The organism is Humibacter ginsengisoli (genome assembly GCF_054780095.1).
The window spans coordinates 1-21,841 of the sequence record NZ_BAAGWZ010000018.1; the positions used below are offsets into that span (position 1 = coordinate 1).

The window sequence follows — 21,841 nt, forward strand, 5'->3', positions numbered from 1 at the left end:
AAAAAAACGAGAGGGAAGAGACCAATGAACATCGGTAGCGACGAGCAGGCCACTCACGACGCATGGATGCGAGACGTGCTCCGCGGAGCGGAGTGTCAGGGCGGAGTGATCCGACTGACCGGGCACGGCAGCGTGACCGACCCCCACACCATCGAGACCGGCGCTTGCACACAGTGCGAGTACACCGAACCGGCCTCGCGCGGCACTGCGATCGAAACCGACGACCTCGGCGGATATCTCGTGCCCGTCGACCCCATGGACGCGCTCGGCTGCGATTCCTGCCAGTGAACGGAGAGACAACGATGAAGACAAACAACGGCATCAGCGCTCCTCTCGTGGCCGCGATCGAATCAGCGTGGGCAACCATCCGCACACGCCACGAAGACGTGCCCGAGGTCGTCGTTACGCTCGCGTCAGGTACGACCGCCAAGGGAATGAAACTCGGCCACTTCTCCCCCGAGCGCTGGATGCGCGGCGAGGAAGCCGTGCACGAGCTATTCGTGGGCGGCGAAGGCCTCTCACGTGGCGGTCGCGACGTGCTCGGAACACTCCTCCACGAGGCGGCACACGGCGCAGCTCGCGTACGTGGCATCAACGACACCAGCCGTCAAGGCCGCTATCACAACACCAAATTCAAGGCGATCGCCGAAGAGTTCGGCCTCACCCTCGAACACGACAAGAGCGTCGGATGGTCAACGACCAGCGTTCCCGGCAACACCGCGGCCGCCTACGCTGCCGCCGTCGACCAGCTCGACGCGACCATTACCGCCTACCGCCGTGCCGAAGTCATCGGCACCGGCGACGGCCGCAAGAACAACAACAACGGCAAGGCCGCCGTATGTAGCTGCGGGCGCAAGATCCGTGCATCCCTCGTCGTGTTCGATGCTGGTCCGATCATCTGCGGGCTCTGCGGCGAAGAGTTCGAGCCAGAAGAAGTGTAGCAGAAATATCTAGTGGCACTTGATGGAACTATCTAGAGGGGGTAGACTAAGATCATGCCAAAGCCGCAGAAGCACCGGGACGTGATCAAGGTTGTCAAAGACAACGGCTGGGTGTTCCTCCGCGGCGCGAAAGGAAGCCACGAAATGTGGGGACTGCCGGACGAGTCGCAAAAAGAGTCGATCCCGCGTCACGGTGAGGTGAGTGCAGGAATCATCGGCCAGCTGATCAAGAAGCTGCCGAAATCCCCGCAGAGCTGGCGTTGAAAGGAGCAAGGGCGATGGCTGAGCGCAAGACGTACAAGGCCACAGCGAGCCGAGACGGTCGATGGTGGCTCGTGAAAGTAGACGACCCCGACACCGCCGGCCAGGCACGAGACCTCAACGAGGTCGAGGAAGTGGCCCGCGAGGTCATCGGGTTGTGGTTCGACATCGACCCGGACAGCTTCGATGTCGACATCACCATCGAGATTCCCGACTCCGCGCGGGAAGCCTGGAATCAGGCAGTCGTCCTAGAAGACCAAGCGCGCAGAGATGAAGCCGACGCCGCAGCGCTGCGCCGGTCGGCAGTCCAAGCCCTCCGCGCCGAAGGCCTCACCATGAAGGACGCGGGCCGAATCCTCGGCCTCTCCCCCCAACGCGTCCACCAGCTCGCGCACGCCGCACCTGAGCGCGAGGTCGTAGGAGCCAAAAGAGCCTGAACGTCAGAGGCCTAAGAGAGGATGCCGAAATGACCGCCACGACCATCGAGCACGACCACGCACTACGCGAATGGGCGCGCGGCCTGCTGCCACTAGAAGCCGCGACCGAGCTACTGATACGCGCCGGCTTTGCCAACGAAGGATACCCATGGGTGCGGCATGACGTCGATACCGGCCGACCCTGGATCGACTTTGCATCGATTCCTGAGCACATCGGCGGCATGTCAGGCGGAGAACAGCGATTCCTGCGCATCGCCGCAAGCCTGGGAGCAGACTCCCCCATCATCCTCGCCGACGAACTCACCGGACTTGACCGCGAACGACTCTCGCTCGTGCTTGCCGCCATCGCCCACTCCGGCGAAGCTCACAAGCCGGGGCGCACCATAGAGTTCATCGACGGCGCCCCGCAGCTCGTGGACGTGCCCGCGCTCTACACCTGGCCGGACGCCTAAGAGCCATCGCCGAAGCTGTACCCGTCGCTGTGTTCTAGCGAGCTTTCTAGAAAGCTCGCTAGAACACATGTTAGAAAACACGCCAGACAGAAAGCACTCTAGTTAGAAAGCGAGCATTCTAGAATGATCGATATGCAAACCGTGATGGTCTACAGCGAGGCCGGCGGCGTCAGCAAGACAACGGCCGCCGTGTCCCTCGCGATGACAGCCGCCGAGAACGGCCGCCGGGTCGTCCTCATCGACCTTGACCCGCGAGCTGCTACCACGAAGTGGACGCGCGCTGAGCCGGTAGGGGAGGGGCTGCACGTCGGCGCAATCCTCGGCGCCAGCGACGAACCAATCGGATGGGCTGAAGAGCTGGCGGCCGCGAGCCGCTGGCACGAACGCTTGCGGATCATCCCGGCCGCCCGAGGGCTCAGCAACCGCGAGGCGGACCGCGACGACTTCGCAGAGCTGCGCCTGAAAGCATCGCTGGAAGGGCTCAACGCCGATCTTGTCGTGATCGACTGCGCCAACCGGCAAGGCGGACCGCTCACCCTCAGCGCGCTGCACGCCTCCGACACCGTGCTGTACGCCGCCACGGCGAGCGATTCTGGCGTCGACGGGGTAACAGGTGCACAACGCACCATCGAGGCGTTCAAACGCAGCAGGGAGCGGATGGGGGCGCCCTCAAACCTCACTGAGGCCGGCGTGAGCGTCACACGTGACGGCACCGGGTTCATGAGCTACGCGGAGAGCGACGCGATTGAGCAGATCAAGGGACTGGCGCCAATTCTCGAGCCGATCGTGCCACACCTGTCGATCGTGCCCGAAGTGCGCCTAGCGGGGGAGTGGTACGGCATGTACCGCAAGGGGAACGCCGTCCGCGACGCCTACACCGAAGTAATGCGAAAGGTGATCCGATGAGTCAGCAACTCGACCGACCCGCAAGACGCCCGCGGCCGGCAGCAGACGAAGGACAAGACCCCGTCGACTACCACCCGCCGACACCCACGTCAGCCAAACCGGCCACGGCGCCGGTCGAAGGCAAGGACACGCCTAGCGTGTCCGCGGCAGCACCGACGCCCACAGTTCAACGGACGGAGCCGCCCCAACTGAACGCAGGCGGCCGCGAACTCACCGTGCAGCTCGCGACGCGAGTGAGCCCGGAAGTTGCCGCCATGGTCGACGCAGAGTATGCGCGCACCGGGCGGTCAAAGCGGGCGCTGATCGAGGAAGCGATACGCAACGCACCGTGGCACAAGGGGGAGTGATGGACCCGCAAAGCATGCCCTGGCTGATGCTCGGCGGCGCCGCCGTGGTGCTGATCGTCGTCTACGGGGCATGCCGCCTCGCGGTCAGGTTGCTGCGCTGGCTGTTCCGCCCCTGAACAGTTGACACGTACGTGTCAACTGACAAGCCAACCGAAGAGCGCGCCGGCATCCGCGCTCAGCTTGCCGCGGTCTGCGCTGTAGCGCACCGTACGGCCGCTACGCTCGCCAGGGGGAACGTCCGCGGTCAGGTAGCCTGCATCCTCCAGTGCAGTCAGAGCGCGGTGGACCGGCGCAATGGCGGCGCCGGTGGCCTCCTGCACGTCGATGCGTGAGGCGAGCGGGTGCGCTACCACATAACGGAGCACCATCACACGAGTCGGGTTCTGCAACGCCTCGAACAGATCGGCTAAGTGTGCCGGCAGGTCGGGAATCTGACGGCGAATCGACATTCGACCATTGTGCCGGTTACCCGAGGGGAAATCACCGCTAGACATCGATCTCATTTCCTCTACCTGATCGGTTACCGATCAGGTAGAGTAAGCGTACTCCCCTCGATCGGGCAGCAGGCCAGTTTGTCTACCGGGGGGACCACACGCGAAGATGTCTCCATTTGGGGGAGTAGTGGCGAAGGCGAACATTTTTCTCAGGGCGCTGAATCTCGACGGTGTAGAGGACAAGACGCAGCACCAATCGACCTTGCCGCAAACCGAACACGACCACCCCGCGAACCCGTGGCTACAGGCCAGCACCGGGACCGGGGAAGGGGCAGAGCTGCCCTGGCGGCAGGAACGCAGCGAGTCGCCACGGTGGTACTGGAAGGTGCTTCGAGTCGTCCTGATCGTCGCTCTTGTGATCGTCGTACTGGTAGGCCTCCGCGCCATGTTCTTCCCGCCAACAACGACGGTGGCCAAGCCTAAGAGCAACCCGGCGGCCGCGTTCCCGCAGGCCGCGGCCAGCGGTGTCGCCGACCGCTTCGCCATGAACTTCTTGACGTGGGATGCCGCGCACGCGAAAACCCGGACCTCTCAGCTCAGCCAAGACCTCGGCGGCATCAGCGGCGACGCCACCTATGAGTGGGACGGCACGGGAAAGCAGACCGCACAGGCGGCCTATACCGTCGCCGTCGACCCGCAGAACGCGACGGACGCCACCGTCACGGTGGCGGTGAAGGTGCAGCCCTACGACAGCAAGGGGACCGAGCTATCGGCGACATGGCAGGGCCTCGCCGTCCCGGTCCACGTTCAGGCCGGCCGGCCGGTCGTTGCCGCCGACCCGGCATTGGTCGCGCTGCCGAACGCTCAGGCCGTGTCCGGAACCCAGACACCGACTCCCGATTCGGCTCTCACCAACAGCACGCAGACCTACGCAAAGAGCTTCTTCGCCGTCTATGGGACAACCGGCGACATGTCTACCGTCGCCGCGCCCGGCGCCAAGCTCCGCGGACTCAACGGCGCCGTCGAGCTGCAAGACCTCACGAGCTGGACCGTCTACGGCGGCGACGGGCAGACCCGCCAGGCGCGCGCCGTCGTCACCTGGACCACCAAGAGCGGCGGAGTCGTCACATCGACCTACGCCCTGACCCTTACCCGCGTGACGGCCGGCTCCACCGACAGGTGGCAGGTCTCGGCCATCACCGCTTCACAGCACTAGAGAGGAACGACACCATGTCATTCGAGCAACTGGCACTGAGCATCATCGGCAACATCTTCTTGGTCGTCCTCGTGGTCCGTGCCTTTGGCGCGTATCTCAAGAAGGAGTGGGGCGACCTGATCACCGAACTGGTCTTCGCCGTCATCCTCGCCGGCTTCATTTACTTCACCGACCAAATGCTCGCCGTGCTCAAGTTCCTGTGGAACATCACCATTGGGGCATGGTTCGGGATGCAGGTGCACTGATGCTCACCGGCCGCACCGTCACCAAGGCCCTCCGGATCGAGGCGAAACAGCACGAGCTGTTCGGATTCGACCTAGGGGAGGGTATCGACCGAAAGAAGTTCGGTCTGGGCGCGCTGGCGTTCATCGCCTGGCTCGTTATTGCCTGGCCGATTCTGATTTGGACAGGTCTCCTGGCAGTGCGGCCCGACATTGGATCCCTCATCCTCCTGGCGCCCCCGATCGCCCTGATCATGCTCGGGTTCCAGCCTGACGAGGAAACACCGCAGCGGATGCGGCTGACGCCCTTCGCGCTGCACATCCGGTTTCTGCTGGTGGGATGCGCGCCCATCATCAACCTCGGCCGCCGCGAGGCCGGCCGAGGCGAGCGACCCACACTCCGCGAACGGGTCGGCCGCGAACGGGTAGATGGGGACAAGCCGACGCAGCGCGTCATCCGTAACCACGCGCAGGCGCGACTGATCGGCAACGACGAGCTGCACGCGATCGTGAACCGCAACACGAAGAGGGAGGGGCAATCATGAAGGTCATCGACAACCTCTTGGCGATGGTCGGAGCGACGCCCGGTCGCAAAGCAAAGCCGCCGACGTATCGCGCGATCGCGGACGGGCTGATCATCACCGCAACCAAGGCGGAAGCCTGGTTCGAGATTCCGACCGCCAACACCGACACCATGCCCGAGCTGCTGCTCGATGACGAAGTGCAGTCGGTCATCCGGGTGGCCGGCCGCGCGCTGAAAGACACCGACTGCCACCTCAAGGTGATCTGGTCGAGCCTGGAAGGCACCGAGTATGTGCAAGGCATCGAAGGCGAGTACACCGCCGGCGACTGGAAGCGCTGGGTGGACATGCGCGCCGAGCAGATCGACGCCATGCAGCTCCCGCAGCGGCACGTGCTCCTCGGCGTAACGATCGCGGAAGGAACCAAGCACGACACGTCCGGCGTCCAGCAACTCGCGGCACCGGCGTTCGGCATCGAACAGCACCGGGTGCGCGAGTCGGACATGTCCCGATACGCCAACGTCGCGTTCAAACTCGGCCGCCAACTCCGGGGCAGCCGGCTCAATGCCCGTCTGGCCAGCGCCGAGCTGCTGAGCTGGACCATCGCACGAGAACAGCTCCGGTCTCTGGGAGCAGTGCCACGCCACGGCACCATTGTGGGCGCGTCGCTGGCAACGCTCACCAACGGGCACGCCGACCCGTACACGGACCACCTGCGACTTCGCGACGAGAAAGGCAACGTCGCCGGCTACGTTGCAGTCCTGCCGATCACAGACTTTCCCGAAGAAATGTCGACGCCAGGCGAGGGAGAGTGGCTACGTACCATCGCGGACGTCAGCCGCGCCAGCGAAGCGAACGACGGCACCGCCGGTGACGACATTCCCGTCATCGTGGACGCCAGCGTGCGATTCCGCGTCCTCAGCCGCAGCCAGTCGCTCAAGCTGGTCACGGATGCCCGTGACCTCGCCACCGAGCAACGCCGCTCCGCCGGCAGGACCAGCGCAGGCGATCCCGGAGAAGAGACCCTTGACGCCGGCGACGTCGCCCAAGGACTACGCGCCGAGATTCAGCGCGACGGGCTCATCCTCGTGCGCTCCCACCCGCGCCTAGTGGTCATGGGCGACACGTATGAAGAGCTGGAGGCGAACGTGGCCGCCGTGATCAGCCACTATGCCGACAACGGCATCCAGGTCTCGCGGGGCAGCGATGAGCAACGCGAGCTGTGGCTGGAAACCCTGCCAGGCGACCAGCTCCGCGTCGATGACCTCTACCACGTGCAAGAGGGCGTCGGGTTCTTCGGATCACTGTTCTGGGGCGGCTCAGCGCTCTCCGACGCCAGCGGGGGAGTCATCGGCCACCTGACCGGCTCCACCCCCGGCCTCGCACACCTTGACGTCACCCGATTCTCGAAGCGAGACCAACCAACGACGGTCGGACTGATCGGGCTGTCTGGTCAAGGCAAGACCACCCTGATGCAGCTCCTACTGCTCGATGCCGCCTTCAAAGAGTCCTGGTGCTTGCTGCTCGACTTCAAGGGCGACACCGGCGGCCTGGTCGACGCGGCGCAGCGGATGGGCTTGCCCAGCCAGCTCATGCAGGTGAGCGCCGCGAACGCTGGCGCAATGGACCTCTTCCAAGCGTTGCCGATCGCGGAAGCACCCGAGAAGGTCTCGCGACAGCTCGCATTGCTTGCACCGCGCGACCTGGCCGGCTCAGCAGAGAGACTCTCGCTCCGCGCCGCAAACCGGATTGCTCAGGCACCGCGACCCACAACATGGGCCACCATCCAACTCCTCGCACACAGCAACGAGCCGGACGAGCGAGAACTTGGTGAGGCGCTAGTGGAGCTGGCGCAAACCACGCTCGGCCGCGTCATGATGGGCGAGCCGGTCGGCCAGCCGGTCCTCCGCACCGACCCGGGGCTCTGGGTGCTCCAGATGCCCGGCCTCTCGCTGCCGGAGAACAGCGACCCACCCGAGACATGGGACTCCAGCCAGCGGCTCACCATCGCAGCAATGCGAGCCGTGACAACGCACGCCCTCTACATGTCCAGCTCGCACCTACTCCGCCGGCGATCGAAAGTGATCGGCGTGCCCGAAGCACACCGCATGCTCAAGACCAGCGAGGGTCGCGACTTCATGGGACAGACGGCCCGCATGGGCCGCGCGTTCGGTACCGCGCTGCTGGTCGACTCCCAGGACGCTGACGGCATCAGCGAGCACGAGGGACTGGTGGAACAGCTCGCCGCGGTGTTCGGATTCCGGCTCCGCTCGGTCGGGCAGCAAGACGCGCTCGCACGTCTGCTCGACCTCGAACCCGACGACGAGACCCGCGCATGGATTCGCCGGCTCAACGTGTCCGAGGCACGCTCCCAAGTCGCACGCGACGACGAGACCGCCGAGAGCGACCAGAAAGGGAACTGCCTGGTGCGAGTGGGAACCGAACTCGCCCAGATACACGTCGACCTACCCAGCAGAGAAATCGAGGAACTGCTGGACACCAACCCGGATCGTGCCCAGCAGGGCATGCGACAGGACCTTGAGGAGGTACCAGCATGAAGCGACGGACACTCACCGCCGTAATCGGGATTACGGCGTCGTGTTTGTGTCGCTGTCTGACGAGCCGGAGGCGCCTACTCCGCCGTGATGCGAGCACACGCCTTGTCGACCGCCTGAATTCGACCACGACCCATCGGCGCACTGGACGTGATAGCCGCTGCCGTTTACGCCCATCAGCCAAGGGTGAGTACAGCCAGCAAGAAGGAGACCCACGCTCAGAGCGGCCAGGAGGGTCGCAGACTTCCGAAACCGCATAGAACACTCATAGCTTCTGTGCGGAACGGAGCACAAGCCCCAGCGCGAGGGGCGACCGCCGGCCATGCGTAAGCTGAGCCCATGGATGCTCGTGTGAGCCCGATCCGGGCGGACGTCGACGCCGACGTCGCGGTCGAGTTCGAGGATGAGGCGTGGCTGTCCACTGAGGTGTCGATCGACCCGGTGTCGGGGGAGCGCAGTGACCCGTTCGAGACGGTCTCAGCGCACACTGATCCGCGAGGGTAGACAGGCCTGTTCTGTCATAACGAAGGTTATCGGTCACATCTGGGAGGCCCAAAGATGAGGCTTCCGAAGCTGCATCCAGAAGCAAATCCGACTCTTGCGGCCGCTGCTCTGAACGCCGCGGCAGCCGCCGCGGGGAATGTGGTCGGGCGAGGGTTCCCGCCATCCGAGCTTCCAGGCGAATATCTTCGTTGGGCCGCAGAGCAGGAGCGCACGCTCACCGGTGTGCTGACCGCGGACGAGACAGCCGCGTTGCTGCTCACACCGCGCTACTGGGCGGTGAATGCCGGTCCTGCTGTGGCCGGTGGGCCCGCCCTTGCGGCTCTCGCACTCCAGGTGCAGAACGAACTCCTGGGGCGTCAGACTGATCTGGCCGCCGCGGCCGCCGCGATCACCAGAGAGCTGGAGCTTTGGGCGTACTCAAGCGAGCATGGATTCGCCGCACAACGGCGCCATGCAGTCGTGCTGGACACCAACGTGTTGGAAGAGCATGGAGGAAATCTGGCTACCTACCCGTGGGGTGAACAGAGCAATCTCTCGGAGGGCGCTATCACGCTCGTCATCCCATCGGTCGTGCGCGATGAACTCGATGCCCACAAGGCCAGTGGAAACAAGCCGTGGCACGGAGAGATACAGGTCGATCTGCGGTACCGTGCTCGCGCCGCGCTCAGAGCCATCGACGCACTCTTCCCGGGGGGCGAGTCGCGGGCGGCCTTAGAAGAGAGCCCCACGATGCATCCCGTGAACGTGTTCTTGCCAGTCGACGAACTCACTCGGCGCCGACTGCCGAGCCCAGACAACGAGATCGTGATGAACGCGCTGGAGCTGAAGCCGTACGCCGAATCGGTGACCCTGGCCAGCTACGACACGAACATCGGGCTTACCGCACAACGGTACGGACTTCGCTCCCTTCGACTCCGGTACGACGACTGACATCCCTCGACGTCGGTGCGTATGTGTGCCCACGATCCGGGCTGCCTCGTTAGCCCCAGAGCCGGGGCGTGGGCCAGGCATTGCTGCTCCGACCCACACCGATGAGTAGGCGGTCAGTGTGGATGCACGGTCGCGTACAGGATCAGGAGACTGACGATCAGAACTGGCCAGTCAGTCGGCACCTGAAAACGCGGACGGCGAGAAGGGTTGGTGGCCACGGGCCACCTCCTTTCGGCTTGGATGAACCTCACCGGGAGCCTTCCGCCGTATCATGGTGTCGTTGAAGCACCACGGCAACGGGAGTTCCCCGAGGTCCGAACCAGAAACCGGGACTGTTTACGCAGGCCCGGTTTCGTGTTTTGGGCCTCACGGCATCAAGAGGATTACGTGCCGTCAGTTACTACCATCGGCGCCCGTGCTGCGGAGTGATCGCGACACGCGCAGTACACCAACCTTGGAGTAACCTGGATATAAGCTTAACGTCTTCTGATGGAGTTTATCCAGAAGTCACGCCCCCATCCACGGCCCGGGCGCTCGTTGCTTACTGCGAAGGTCCAATGCGTGGCTCGCGGGTGATCGGGACAAGCGGAACCGGAACGCCGACCAGTAGATGAGACGCCCAAAAAGTTCGACGAAAAGTGAGGGGGGATCTCCCCGCCGTGACTTATGAATGGGATGTCGTACGGACAGTAGGACGTTCCAATCTGGTCTAGAGGGGCCGAGGCGTGGAAGCAGGAAGCGGTGAACGCGCGCAGCGCGGGACCGTCGGCGCGCCCATAAAACCACCGGACTCGAATCCGATCAGCGAGACATGGCTCCGAGACTTCGACAAGGACCGAAGCGAGTACCTGCAGCGGCTGGAAACCGACCGCTCGATCATCGACGAGCTGCGCGCCGCCGGGTTCGCCGGCGCGCATTACACATACTTCGCCTCCGAGCTCTCCAAGTACGGCATCGCCGTGATGACCGCGTGGATCCGTACGCAGCAGATCTTCACCAAGATGAAGCAACGCGGCATGGGTGGGCTGCGGCGCCCGCCGACCGACATCCTCAACGACCAAGAGGTCGCCGCCGAACTCGCCTGCGAGACCGTGGCCTACGCCATCCACAACTTCCGCCTTCACGTCCTGATCCCGGGCAAGTGGGACCCGAACAAGGGGGCCTCGATCAGGACATATTTCATCGGGCAGTGCCTGATTCAGTTCGCCAACGTCTACCGGCGCTGGCTCAGCGAGACCTTCGACGAGCCACCGTGGAAGACCCTCGTGAACGAGGCCGCCATGACCGCTCGCGGCTACGAACACGTCGAGACGCGAGTTGAGCAGCTCGTCCAGGTCGATCAAGTGCTCGCCTCGGTGAAGAAGCCCCGAACGAAAGAGATGCTCGTTCTCTCCAGCACGGGTCTGACGCACGCGCAGATCGCGGCCCGGATGGGCATCACCCCGAAGACCGTCGAGATGACCCTGGCGAACGAACGAAAACGACAGACGAAAGAAAGACGATCATGACGAGTTTCCGAGCCCGCGTGGAGAAGTCATCAATTGGTACCAGCGGCGGACAAGCAGCACGGCGCACAGTATCGACCAGCACGGCATCGAAGGTGATGGCTCGCGCCGCGACCATCGGTAAGACGACGTCGAAGTCGGCGCAGACGCGCGAACAGAAAAAGTGAGGGCCGATCGGCCGGAGCGCACTTATTACTTGACGTCAGGCAACTGGCGGCAAAGAACAACTGAAGAACTGAGGCCGGCCCGCGGGAACGGGACCGGCCTCAACAAGACCTGAGCTAAGTCAAGGCTTGCAGCAAGCACAGACTAACGGAGTCCCCCGCTGTACGGAACAGCACTCCTCTCAGGCACTCGAAGCCGAGAAAGGAGTGGGAATGGCAACTCGCATCGTGCGCATCGTGCGCACCAAGCCGATCCCGGTTCGTGTGACCATCACGACCCAGATCCGCAAGTAACCATCCGGCAGGCCGAGCAAGGCCTGCACTGCAAAGTAAGGAGTACTCCCATGGGACGTACGGTCAACAGGTCCGCATCGAGCGGACGTTTCGTCAACAATGCCGCAGCCGCTCGGTGGCCGTCGAAGACGACCACCGAGCACGTGGGCTCCGGTACATCCAACAGCCGCACCGTCTACCGGTCGGCGTCCTCGGGTCAGTTCGTCACCCGCCGCGACGCGGACGGCGATCCGGGTGGCACCATCCGACAACGCGTCTAGAGAACAGTAGGTGCCCGGCTCACATGAGCCGGGCACCTACTGTTCTCACCGCTCTTCAACCGAGTCGCTGACATAGCGCTAGATTATTGGACATTCGTCAAGGTCGATTTCGCGGGGGCGAAGAGAGGCAGCGGCAAGCGCAGCTAGCCCGACGTTGACGCACACGAGCGTGCTCGGCGATGCGACGATGGAGCGTCGCACCACCCCATTAGCGTTGTCGGCATGCATCTCCAAGCGGTTCCCAGTCGCGAACCCGTAGTTCCCAACGAGCCAGCGGCCGCGCTCGAACAGCTGATTCGTGAAGGTGTGACTTGGGGCGACTCCGCAGCATGGTTGCCGAAGCTTCCCGCCGGAAGTGTCGACTTGTTTTTTACATCGCCGCCCTACGCCGACCAGCGAGCATACAGCCGGATTCACCCAGATCGATACGTCGAATGGTTCTTGCCCTTCGCGCGATCGATGTATGAAGCCACCTCTGACACAGGCTCGCTCGTCATCAACATCAAGAACCGAGTGGCGAAAGACGGGCCCCTTCGAGGCCAACGGCATCCCTATGTGTTTCAGCTAGTGATCGCACTTCAGAACATCGGTTGGCGATGGATTGAGGAGTACATCTGGCAGAAGCCGAACGCGATACCAGGCAGGTTCGGGCCACGAACGAAGGATGCCTTCGAGCACGTGTTCCACTTCGCCCGTGGTGCCAAGCCGTACTTCGATCTTGATGCTGTACGGGTTCCGTACAAGACGACTCCCGACGAGATTGAGCGCCGAAAGCTTGACACCAATGGACGGCGGACCACCGAGGCTGGGTTTGGTCGCGATCGAGTGGGCACCTACCGTCATGGTGGCGCCGATCCGGGAAATGTCATCCCGGTCAGCCAGACCTACAACCAGCATCGCGGCGTCGCCCACACAGCGCCTATGCCGGAAGGGCTTGCTGAGTTCTTTGTGAAAGCCATGAGCCCTGCCCTTGGCGTGGTGATCGACCCGTTCGCGGGCGGTGGCACGACGACGGTTGTAGCGAGACGTCATGGACGTCGTGCTGGCGGTCTCGAGCTGCACGAGGAGTTCGTACTTGAAGCCCAGCGTCGGATCGCGGCCGACGAGGCGGCGGATATTCCCGGCCGTATCGTGGGCGCAAGCTGATGCCGTCGATCGACGAGACGGTTCGTCGCATCGTCGACGCAGGTACTTGGGATCAACGTGTGGCGCAGATCCGGCTTGTTAGTCAGAATCACGGTACGGCGCAGTTCCAGGAGATTTACGCCCAAGTCGCTCGCGAGGCGTACGTGCCGCATCTGGCTCCTGATTTTGCCTACGTGCATTTCACTGAGTTCTACGACTTGCCTGCATTTCGTGCGGCATATCGGTCAGCGGCCGCGGCAACGACCGACTTTACGAACGTGTCGGAAGCGACGATTGCTGCAGCGGTAGAGGACGACCCTCGTTGTCTCTTGGCGTTTCGGACGATCCTGGGGCTCGTGTCCAAGGAGTTTGCTCAGTCGACGCTCCTCGTGGCCGAACCGCTCGGCATCCGCGGACTCAGCCCGGCCAAGGTTGACGCGATGGAGCGCAGTGGGACACCGGTATCCCAGGAACAGGCGATGCTTGTCGCCCGGACCATCCTTCGCGTCATGGATGGATCGCTGTTCGGAGAGCCGCCGGGCGAGCTGCACCGGAAGCAGGAGAAGTACGACACTGCGCGGGGCTGGGCAACGGTCCAAGACCTCGCGCGGGATGGCGTGCCCTACGATGCGTTTCTGCATCAGCGACATTACGGCGGTGCCTTCCGCCAGCTGCTCGACGCAACGTCGACGCGTAGAGGCGACCTTCTTGAGGACGCTGTGGAGGAGCTGTTTCTCGAGAACGGGATCCCATATATCCGGACTGGCAGCCACAATCAGGCGGACATCGCGAAGCGGTTTGAGTTGACTGTGCAGCCCGCTCCGGACTTTGTTGTCTATGACAGCTCGGGGACACTGCGAGGCATGCTCGAATGCAAGCTCGTCAATGACGGCGGAACGGCACGTGACAAAGCGCTCCGCTTCGAGCGGCTGCGTGCTGAAGCTGTGCGCCTAGGAGGCGTTCCTCTCCTAGCGGTGCTTGCCGGCCTCGGCTGGAGCCGTGTGAATGACACGCTTGGGCCCGTTGTTCGTGACACCGAAGGACGAGTGTTCACGCTCGCCACGCTTCCCGAAATGATGAATGTCGCACCGTTCCCGAGTCTGGTGGGATTGGCGCAGCCGGAAGCCGGTGCAGACACCTACCACACCCAAAAGTAAGGTGCCCTCATGGCATCAGAGCGATTCAGGAAACCGGATAGACGCTTCTTCTCGGCGCTGATCATGGACAGCCTGACGCACCCGGGCATCGACCGACTCGAACAAGCGATCGATCTTCCCGAGAACGAATATGTGTCCATGCCCGGCGAGACCAAAGAGAGACGCGCTGTAGCGCTCGTCAACGCAATCTTCGAGAACGCGCACACGGACGACTTGATCATCGATCTGCTGGACTTCCTCTGCGTCGAAGACACAGGAGCGGACTATCGGATGGCCGGCGAACCCTATAGGAAGCTGGAAGACAAGGTCCTGGTCCCTCGCGGGGTGATGCTCAAAGAGGACGGGTTCGAGTACACAACGCCAGAACAGGCCGCCACCGCTGCCGCGCGGACATCCCCTCCGTCTCTCAACGACATATGGGACAGCTACATCACGACGCCGCCCAAGGCGACGCCGGTAACAAGCTCAACTACTCCCCCTAAGCAGAGTCCGGTCGCCACACCAGCGAAGGAGCCGCCCCAGGACCGGGGAACAAGAAGCAGTCTGGATCCACAGAAAGTATTCATCGTCCACGGCCGCGACGACCGACCTGTGAAAGTCATAGAGAAGTTCCTGACGTTCATCGGGTTGCGGGCGATGGCCTGGTCAGAGGCGGTTGCGGCCACAGGCAAGGCGCAACCAACGACGTTCGAAATCGTCTCAGCCGGCCTAAAGACCGCCGCTGCTGTCATCGTGATTTTCTCGCCAGACGACCTTGCCCGAATCAAAGACGACTTCTCTGATGCGAATGATGAGGACCGGAAGGTACGAGGGCAAGCCCGGCAGAACGTGACGCTAGAGGCGGGAATGGCGTTCGGCCTCGCGCCCGACCGCACGATCTTCGTCCGGTCCGCCTACATCCGTCCGATAAGCGATATCGACGGGTTCAACTGGGTGAAGCTCGATGGTGAGTGGGAAAGCCGCAACGACCTCATGAAGCGACTAGAAGCAGCTGGCGCCCGAGTAAATCAGTCATATCCCAATCTGCTCCACCACACCGCTGGGGAATTCACGGTGACCGGCCTGACGCAGTGACACGTACGTGTCAATAGCTCGAGACCGCCAGCTCCCGGTCGGGCTCCACGTAGCTCGACGGTTGGTCTGGGTACAGTCGGGGCATGATGCGGGTGTACGGCCGGCTCAGGGTGAAGGCCACCGAGGCCATCGAGGTTGAGGCGACCACGATCGAGGACGCGAAGGCCGCCGTGCTCGCACAGCTGGCCGCCGACGTCGACTGATCGAATACCGGCAACAGTCCCACGGCAACGGACCCGTGATCCCCGAGGGGTATGTGTCGCTCGGCACCGGTGTGGAGCGCGCTTAGCCGGCTATTGGCAGGAGTCGCACTCCAGATCCTCCATGGGGTCGACGGGCACCGCGTATTCCCCGACTAGCTCGATCGCCTCAGGTGTTCCGTTCATCGTCTTACCTCCATGCAGCTCACGTGTCGGGGCATCCCCGATATGCAGCGTGACCGCGCATCGAGAGGGCCGGTCAAGGGTGCAGCTGTGCTGCATCGGGCAGCGACGCGTTAGCGCCCTTGACCGGGCCGGCCGATGCGCCAGAATCCGCGGCCGGGGGTGCCTCGAAGTTCCACCGCATACGAACAGAATACCGATAGTTCCATTTGTATGCCTATCGTTATATCGAAGATGGGAACGATAGGTGAGGCAGGGTCATGGGTGGGCAGACGCGATACGACCGCGACCTAGGACGGCGGATCGAGCGCAGCGTGAACACGGCTGTCACGCGGCCGCGGCCGATCAGCCTGACCGACGCCGAGCTGGATCTCGAACACGCGCGCGTGGTCGAGGCGGACTCCCCCATCCCCGTGCGGGCGTTCGTGCGCTTCCACGAGGCCGTGATCCGGCCCGAGGGCGAAGCGATCGCGTGGACGCCGCGCGCCGTCAAAGTGCACTTCACGATGGTCGACGGCTCCCAGCACGTCGTATGGGTGTGGGCATCCGCCGTCGACCGGCTCTAGGACTTCACGCGCGACACGCCCTGAAATGCTCGCGTTAAGCCTATGGTCAGGCTTAGCTAGACGCATGACTCCCCCGCGCCGGCCCCGTGGTTCCCGTAAGGACCCGGTAGCCATCGGCTACGACGTGGAGCGCGAGAACAAGGACCGCTGGGCCGAGATAGCCCGGAATGCCGGCGTCTCTCCATCTGCTCTCTTCGACCTCATGGTCGAGTCGATCGAGCTGGACGAGCACGGCGTTCCTCTGTGGTTCACCCGACCCGAGGAGCTGCCTATCGACAGCCGTTAACGTCCAAGGCCCGCCGCTGATGCGGCGGGCCGGAAGCAAATGCCAGAACCGCTGAAAGTTTGGCGACCTACACGGTTCTGAGTGATCCATCCGAAGCCGGAAAGACCGGAGGTCTTTTCGCGCCCTGAAAGGACACCTTCATAGTAACCCGTACTGGTACGGGTGGCGTTAGCCGCAGCGTTAGCGCTTCCCGCGTGTCGCGGTTCGAGGCGACTCGAGAATTGACGCCACAGGCGCGCGCCTGGCGGCCGAACGCGACGGGGCCGGCCAACCGTGTCGAACCGGTGGCCTCGCCCCGCAGCGGGACGCACACGGCGTCTCGTCGTGGCGGGCTCATCCTCCGCCCCGCCGAAGGGCAGTTCTCCGCGGTGCCGGTGTGCCGGCCGGGCGCGTGGCTGCACGCGGTCGAGCTGGCCATGGCACAGCCGGCCGTCGAGCGGTTGATGCGATCGCGTCGACGCGGCCGCGCACAGATCCTTGCTGTGGCCGCACGGATGGCGGCCGCGGCGGACTTCGAGACCGGCCGCAACGTTGCCGTTTCCTTCCAGACGATCGCAGATGCACTGCACTGCGCCCCGGCCACGGTGAAGAAGTGTGTCCAGTTCCTCAGCCACCTGGGCTTTCACATCGAGGTCTGCCACGGGCGCGACAAGCTCACCCTCGACGAGCTGGCAGAGGCACGCGCGCTGGGCGCACAGGACCAGCGCGCGGCAGCCTCGACGCGGTACCTCGTCGTTCCCGCGTGGGCCCGCCAGCTCGTGCGTGCAGCTCGTGCAGCTGTGAGTTCCGCCCCCCTACACACCCATCTAGAAGTTAAAGAAGAAGCTTCTGTTTTAGAGAACTCACCAACGCGCAAACGCGCGACGAAGGCGGCCGCTACGCGACCGCCGGCAGCGACGAGAAGAAAAACACGACGCCATGCAGGAACGCCCACGTCATCTGCACCGCCTCGCCCCGTCTCCCTCCAGCGCTTCGCAGCGCGTCTCATCGACGGCGACGAGCGAGACGCGCAGCCTCGACGGTTGCCCTGGCTTCTACGCGGCGCAGCGGGGCGCCGCGATCGCCACATCGGCGCACTCTGCGACATTCTCACCGCGGCCAGGGTCGACATCGCACGGTGGAGGCCACGTGAACTCATCGAGGCGATCGACAGTTGGCACCACGCAACAAGCCGTGCGACGGTATCGCCTGACGCCCAGCTCAACCCGCTGCGGTACTTTGCATGGCAACTGACGCAGCTCGACCACGCGGCGCCAACGCCGACCGAGCTAGCCGAACGGCGGAAAGCACAGCGTGCAGCAGAGCGTGAGAGTCGCGCAGCGGAACGCCGCGCCGAGCAGGAGCGCATTACTGCAATTGACCAGTCGGAAGTGAGCCGGATCATTGCCCAGATGAAGCTGGATGCCGCGGCGTCCAGCGATCGACTGAGACGTGCTCTGCGCTCCCGCTCCGATGAAACTCCGAGCGCGCCGCGCACACTCCCCCGCTCGCCCGAAGGGGGTCGCGAACGATGATCCTGACGCCATTTCCACAGATCAAACCTGCTTACTTACCGAGTAGCTGTGTCATCGGATGGCAAGTACATGAATCGGAATTGCGCCGGGCGCGATTGGCAGCAGTGCAGCTCGACAAGCAGCAGGGACTAGGAGTGCGGGCAGCGCGGAGCACCTCGGGATGGAGCAGTCCAGAGTCGCGTGCGGCCGAGCCGGGTACGCATGTGATGCGGGCGCAGCGAAGCGCCTGCGATGAGGACCCTGCGGAGCCCACGCCCCAGACGCGGAAGGTTCTGCCGTGAACTGGAGCAATAGTCGTTTGCCTAGACATCGAGCGCGACTAGGCAAACGACCACCTACGGTGGCTTCTGTCCTGTCCCACCGCTGACTCCTCGCGTAGCGAGCTTCCCAACCTCAGCCAATCCGCGTTGCTTGTATTGACTGAGGTTGGGAAGTAAAGAGTCAGCGGTGGGACAGGACAGAAGAGAGAAAGAGTGAATGTGAAGAACAGAGGGAAAGTAGAGAGATTGGTTGCGTTGGAGAGACCCCGTAGCGTTGGGTAGGCAGAGTGAAAGAGCGGTTACGTCGGGTGGGGCCACGAGCGTATGCAGACATGTATTTGACGGCGTAGCCGCCTGATTCTCTGCACTACGATCCGCACGCTGATCGCTCCTCATCAGCGCTAAGCTAGTGCGTGAACCGATCAGGTAGGGGGTACCGTGATCCAGATGACCGATCGCGACGGGGCCGCGCTCGACTGGCTTGGCACGGTGCGCATCGCAGACATGGAAGCCGTGCGATGGGTGCTGGGAGCGCTGAACGGATCACGTGATCCAGTAACCCTTCGGAAGGCCCAACGGTGGGTCGCGCGCATGAAGGAAGTAGGGGCGGTGGACTCTGGGCGGCCAACGTTCAGAGACGGGTCGCTTCTGTGGTCGACCCACGCTTGGACGGGCGAGGCCCGACCCAACCTCTATCGTCAAACGACACGGCACGAGGTTGCCGTGTCGGTCGCCGCGGCGAGGTTCCTCGCCCACGGATACACCTGGTCCGCCGACCGCTACGTGTCTCGTCAGGACGCTCGGCGCGGTGAACATCGCGCCGATGGGCTTGCGATCGGATACGGGCGGCGGGTGCTGGTCGAGGTCGAGCTGACGCCGAAGACGCCCGGTCGTCTTGACGACATCCTTAAGAATCACGTCGATCGGAAGATGTGGGCTGAGCATCGCGGTGAAGAAGCCATCACGGATGTCGTCTACCTCGCTGAGCCGGCCGCTGCCCGCGGGCTCCGGAGGCAGCTCCGCGAGGGACCGGACCAGGCACACATCCAAGTGCTCGACGTGTTCGACCCGCGCGGCAAATGGCGGGCTGACGCCGAGCAGGCGTGGCCGAAACTGAGCACCGATGACACGTACGTGTCAACCGTGCTCGAGGCGGCGGCCGGCCCGAACCTCTGGACCGGGCAATGAGCGGCCACGAGGATTCTCCTCCGAAGAAGGACGCGGTAGTCGAGTTCTTCAAGCTCGTGGGCCTGGTGATCGGGTGCGTCCTCGGCCTCGTCGTCGTACCCGTGCTGATTCCAGAAATCATCATCCGGCGAAGCGGCCGCTACCTAGCCCCGCGGGCGCGGTTCTGGGTCGTCCAGCCTTGGCGATGGGCACTCGACGCGGCCGGCGTGCTCCTCTACGCCGTGCTTGTGCTCATCGAGTTGTCGAAGCTTGGCCCACTCGTGCATACGGGCGAGCTGCTGCACATCGTGCAGCAGCCGAACGGATGGAGCCACCTACTGGTGGCGGCACTCCCCTGGCTCATCCTCAACCTCTTGGCGGGAGTGCTGTTCGTGCCGTTCCTACTGACGCTCTACCGTCGACGGCTGGCGCACACGATCCGCGATCGCCGGCACGACGACGTGATGATGCAGGAACGGATCGAGACGGCGCGTGTCCGTGCGGCCGATATTGTCACCGCACGTCGGGTCGGGGTGAAGCTCGACCCACGCTCCGGGAAGATCACCGGCGTCACGTCGCGGGTCGTCACCGCACCGCGGCCGGTGGCCGGCGGGGCCTATCAGTTCGGCATCATCAACGTGGCGACGATCCGGACTCTGGTGGAGCGGGCCTACGACGTTCGCCGCATCCGCGACTGGACACACAAGGACGGGCGCTCGATTGTGATGCCGAGCACGGCATCCGCCGCGCGCGCGATCGTCATCGCTGAATCCGGAAGCGGCAAGACCGTTCTGCTGGTCAATCTCATGCTGTGCGCCCTGATGTACGGGTGGCCCATCGTGTTCATCGATGCGAAGGGAGATCCGGACGACGCACGAGCGCTCAAGACCCTTGTCGAATCGCTCGGGTTCACCGCGACCATCAACGAGCCGTGGAACCTGTTCACCGGCACTGGTGATCAAGTCACCGAGAAGCTGATGCGGCTGTGGCCGAGCGCGCCCGGCGGCGAGTTCTACGAGCTGGAAGCGCGCGGTGTGCTCCAGGCCATCCAGTACCACTCCCCTCTGCGAAGCCTGGCAGAGCTGGGCGAACGCGTCAGGAACCCCAGCAGCCACGTAGCCGGCCCCGATGACGCCGGCGTCGTGAATGCCAAGACGCGCGAAGGCGTCACCGCCGGCGCACGGGTCTACAACAGCATCCGCACGTTCATAGGGCCGCTAGACAAGTGGCTCTCCGACGATGGATGGTCGTACGGAGAGCGCACCGCAGACGTCACCATCATGAGCATCGTGCCGGTTGAGAGCGCACAAGCGAAGCTCGCAGACCTCCTGCTGATGGACCTTCGCAACTACATGGCCGACCGGTTGCGCCGCGGCGACAAGTCGCCGCTGCTCGTCGTGGTCGATGAGTTCCCGCAGCTCGTGACCGATAGCGGCGTCGACGCCGGCGACACGGCGTCGACCCTCTTCGAGGTCGCGCGGTCCGCAGGCATGGGGCTCATCATCGCCGGGCAGAGCGCCGCCGGCCTATCGAACGACGAAGTGCGCCGCCGGCGGGCGCTATCGTCTGGCGCCGCACTCCTCATCGGGCGATCCAAAGACCCGGAAGACATCGTGCGTTTCGCCGGCACCCAGATGCAGATGGAAGCATCCGGCGCCGCTGCCGGCGACGAGCTGCGCAGCGCTCGCGCACAACACACGTGGATCGTGGACCCCAACGACGTTCGCACCGCCTCAGACGGAGCCTTCTGGATCGTGCAGAGCGGTGCCGCGGCACCGTTCCGCGTACTTCCCAACCCGAGACCACAGGACCGCCCGGAAGACGACACGCCGGCGGAGAAGGTCAATTCGGCCGAGCCGGTGGCTCAGCCGAATCTGTGGGTTCGCGACGGGGAAAAGTAGCACTCCCCCTGACCACTTGTGGACGGCTCCAGCTCCCGTCGGCTGGACCCGCCCACAAGTGGACAGCGGGACCCAGGCCGCAGGCTGCGCACAGGACGAGCCTGTGCACAACCTCGTACCGACAACAAGACGATCGGCGCGTAGCGCCTCGAGTTGACGGCCACCCTCCGGGAGGCCGACTGCTCAGCACCCCGCATGCGCGGGGTGCTCCCGTTGTTTTGCCATGAAGCCTTCGGCAGCATCCGGGGTTCCAGCGCTGCGCGCAAGAGCTTTCGCGGCATATCCTCCCTCCCTCCGCTGCGCTCCGGTCAGTCCGGTATTCCACGGTCTCTTGCACTCCGCGCCTCCACCCCTCCGCGGCACTACGTGCCTTCAAGGCAAAAAAACGAGAGGGAAGAGACCAATGAACATCGGTAGCGACGAGCAGGCCACTCACGACGCATGGATGCGAGACGTGCTC

At 63.9% G+C, this 21,841-nt stretch carries 24 protein-coding genes; 23 read left to right on the forward strand and 1 reads right to left on the reverse strand.

From position 1 onward, the window contains the following. Nucleotides 1-24: 24 nt before the first annotated feature. From ACYVI5_RS18885 to ACYVI5_RS18915, 7 genes are all read left to right on the forward strand, one after another. Complete coding sequence (locus tag ACYVI5_RS18885; RefSeq protein WP_460581602.1) at nucleotides 25-288, forward strand: hypothetical protein; 264 nt, start codon at nucleotides 25-27, stop codon at nucleotides 286-288. Nucleotides 289-302: 14 nt separating this feature from the next. Further along, complete coding sequence (locus ACYVI5_RS18890; protein ID WP_460581603.1) at nucleotides 303-941, forward strand: hypothetical protein; 639 nt, start codon at nucleotides 303-305, stop codon at nucleotides 939-941. A gap of 54 nt (nucleotides 942-995) precedes the next feature. Then, the gene (locus tag ACYVI5_RS18895; RefSeq protein ID WP_460581604.1) at nucleotides 996-1,205 is read left to right on the forward strand and encodes a type II toxin-antitoxin system HicA family toxin; all 210 of its coding nucleotides are present in this window, start codon (nucleotides 996-998) and stop codon (nucleotides 1,203-1,205) included. A 14-nt stretch (nucleotides 1,206-1,219) separates the two neighbouring features. After that, nucleotides 1,220-1,639, forward strand: coding sequence for an antitoxin HicB (locus ACYVI5_RS18900; protein WP_460581605.1), 420 nt, complete (start codon nucleotides 1,220-1,222; stop codon nucleotides 1,637-1,639). A 29-nt stretch (nucleotides 1,640-1,668) separates the two neighbouring features. Continuing rightward, the gene (locus ACYVI5_RS18905) at nucleotides 1,669-2,091 is read left to right on the forward strand and encodes an ATP-binding cassette domain-containing protein (protein ID WP_460581606.1); all 423 of its coding nucleotides are present in this window, start codon (nucleotides 1,669-1,671) and stop codon (nucleotides 2,089-2,091) included. Between the two features lie 123 nt (nucleotides 2,092-2,214). After that, a complete protein-coding gene (locus ACYVI5_RS18910) occupies nucleotides 2,215-2,997 on the forward strand; it encodes a ParA family protein (RefSeq protein ID WP_460581607.1) in 783 nt (260 codons plus the stop codon). 328 nt (nucleotides 2,998-3,325) lie between these two features. Further along, a complete protein-coding gene (locus ACYVI5_RS18915; protein WP_460537816.1) occupies nucleotides 3,326-3,460 on the forward strand; it encodes a hypothetical protein in 135 nt (44 codons plus the stop codon). 18 nt (nucleotides 3,461-3,478) lie between these two features. Here ACYVI5_RS18915 and ACYVI5_RS18920 read toward each other — a convergent pair whose 3' ends face one another. Beyond that, nucleotides 3,479-3,793 (reverse strand): ArsR/SmtB family transcription factor, encoded by a 315-nt coding sequence (locus ACYVI5_RS18920; protein WP_460537817.1) that lies wholly within the window; start codon nucleotides 3,791-3,793, stop codon nucleotides 3,479-3,481. A gap of 247 nt (nucleotides 3,794-4,040) precedes the next feature. Here ACYVI5_RS18920 and ACYVI5_RS18925 point away from each other — a divergent pair, with 247 nt between their 5' ends. The 16 genes from ACYVI5_RS18925 to ACYVI5_RS19000 all read left to right on the forward strand — a co-directional run bounded on the left by ACYVI5_RS18925 (nucleotide 4,041) and on the right by ACYVI5_RS19000 (nucleotide 21,381). Next, nucleotides 4,041-4,994 (forward strand): conjugal transfer protein, encoded by a 954-nt coding sequence (locus ACYVI5_RS18925; protein WP_460581608.1) that lies wholly within the window; start codon nucleotides 4,041-4,043, stop codon nucleotides 4,992-4,994. A 14-nt stretch (nucleotides 4,995-5,008) separates the two neighbouring features. After that, nucleotides 5,009-5,239, forward strand: coding sequence for a hypothetical protein (locus ACYVI5_RS18930; RefSeq protein WP_460581609.1), 231 nt, complete (start codon nucleotides 5,009-5,011; stop codon nucleotides 5,237-5,239). Beyond that, nucleotides 5,239-5,760, forward strand: a complete 522-nt coding sequence (locus ACYVI5_RS18935) for a hypothetical protein (RefSeq protein ID WP_460581610.1) — start codon at nucleotides 5,239-5,241, stop codon at nucleotides 5,758-5,760. The genes ACYVI5_RS18930 and ACYVI5_RS18935 overlap by 1 nt, the downstream gene beginning before the upstream one ends. Then, nucleotides 5,757-8,294: an ATP-binding protein gene (locus ACYVI5_RS18940; RefSeq protein WP_460581611.1), complete on the forward strand. Its 2,538-nt coding sequence runs from the start codon at nucleotides 5,757-5,759 to the stop codon at nucleotides 8,292-8,294. Before ACYVI5_RS18935 ends, ACYVI5_RS18940 begins: the two co-directional genes overlap by 4 nt. Nucleotides 8,295-8,630: 336 nt before the next feature. Next, nucleotides 8,631-8,795, forward strand: coding sequence for a hypothetical protein (locus ACYVI5_RS18945; RefSeq protein WP_460581612.1), 165 nt, complete (start codon nucleotides 8,631-8,633; stop codon nucleotides 8,793-8,795). Nucleotides 8,796-8,849: 54 nt separating this feature from the next. Further along, nucleotides 8,850-9,725: a PIN domain-containing protein gene (locus ACYVI5_RS18950; protein WP_460581613.1), complete on the forward strand. Its 876-nt coding sequence runs from the start codon at nucleotides 8,850-8,852 to the stop codon at nucleotides 9,723-9,725. Between the two features lie 725 nt (nucleotides 9,726-10,450). Next, nucleotides 10,451-11,233, forward strand: coding sequence for a sigma-70 RNA polymerase sigma factor region 4 domain-containing protein (locus ACYVI5_RS18955; RefSeq protein ID WP_460581614.1), 783 nt, complete (start codon nucleotides 10,451-10,453; stop codon nucleotides 11,231-11,233). 505 nt (nucleotides 11,234-11,738) lie between these two features. After that, the gene (locus tag ACYVI5_RS18960) at nucleotides 11,739-11,948 is read left to right on the forward strand and encodes an ABC transporter ATP-binding protein (protein ID WP_460581615.1); all 210 of its coding nucleotides are present in this window, start codon (nucleotides 11,739-11,741) and stop codon (nucleotides 11,946-11,948) included. Between the two features lie 222 nt (nucleotides 11,949-12,170). Next, the gene (locus ACYVI5_RS18965) at nucleotides 12,171-13,094 is read left to right on the forward strand and encodes a DNA-methyltransferase (protein ID WP_460581616.1); all 924 of its coding nucleotides are present in this window, start codon (nucleotides 12,171-12,173) and stop codon (nucleotides 13,092-13,094) included. Beyond that, entirely contained in the window at nucleotides 13,094-14,230 is a 1,137-nt protein-coding gene (locus ACYVI5_RS18970) for a hypothetical protein (RefSeq protein ID WP_460581617.1), read from the forward strand. Before ACYVI5_RS18965 ends, ACYVI5_RS18970 begins: the two co-directional genes overlap by 1 nt. Before the next feature lie 9 nt (nucleotides 14,231-14,239). Next, entirely contained in the window at nucleotides 14,240-15,304 is a 1,065-nt protein-coding gene (locus ACYVI5_RS18975) for a TIR domain-containing protein (protein WP_460581618.1), read from the forward strand. Between the two features lie 643 nt (nucleotides 15,305-15,947). Further along, on the forward strand, nucleotides 15,948-16,253 hold the full coding sequence (locus ACYVI5_RS18980; RefSeq protein WP_460581619.1) for a hypothetical protein: 306 nt from the start codon (nucleotides 15,948-15,950) through the stop codon (nucleotides 16,251-16,253). A 64-nt stretch (nucleotides 16,254-16,317) separates the two neighbouring features. Further along, entirely contained in the window at nucleotides 16,318-16,539 is a 222-nt protein-coding gene (locus ACYVI5_RS18985; protein ID WP_460581620.1) for a hypothetical protein, read from the forward strand. A gap of 194 nt (nucleotides 16,540-16,733) precedes the next feature. Further along, nucleotides 16,734-18,053, forward strand: coding sequence for a hypothetical protein (locus tag ACYVI5_RS18990; protein WP_460581621.1), 1,320 nt, complete (start codon nucleotides 16,734-16,736; stop codon nucleotides 18,051-18,053). Between the two features lie 707 nt (nucleotides 18,054-18,760). Next, on the forward strand, nucleotides 18,761-19,501 hold the full coding sequence (locus tag ACYVI5_RS18995; RefSeq protein ID WP_460581622.1) for a hypothetical protein: 741 nt from the start codon (nucleotides 18,761-18,763) through the stop codon (nucleotides 19,499-19,501). Beyond that, nucleotides 19,498-21,381 (forward strand): type IV secretory system conjugative DNA transfer family protein, encoded by a 1,884-nt coding sequence (locus ACYVI5_RS19000; RefSeq protein WP_460581623.1) that lies wholly within the window; start codon nucleotides 19,498-19,500, stop codon nucleotides 21,379-21,381. Before ACYVI5_RS18995 ends, ACYVI5_RS19000 begins: the two co-directional genes overlap by 4 nt. Nucleotides 21,382-21,841: the final 460 nt, after the last annotated feature.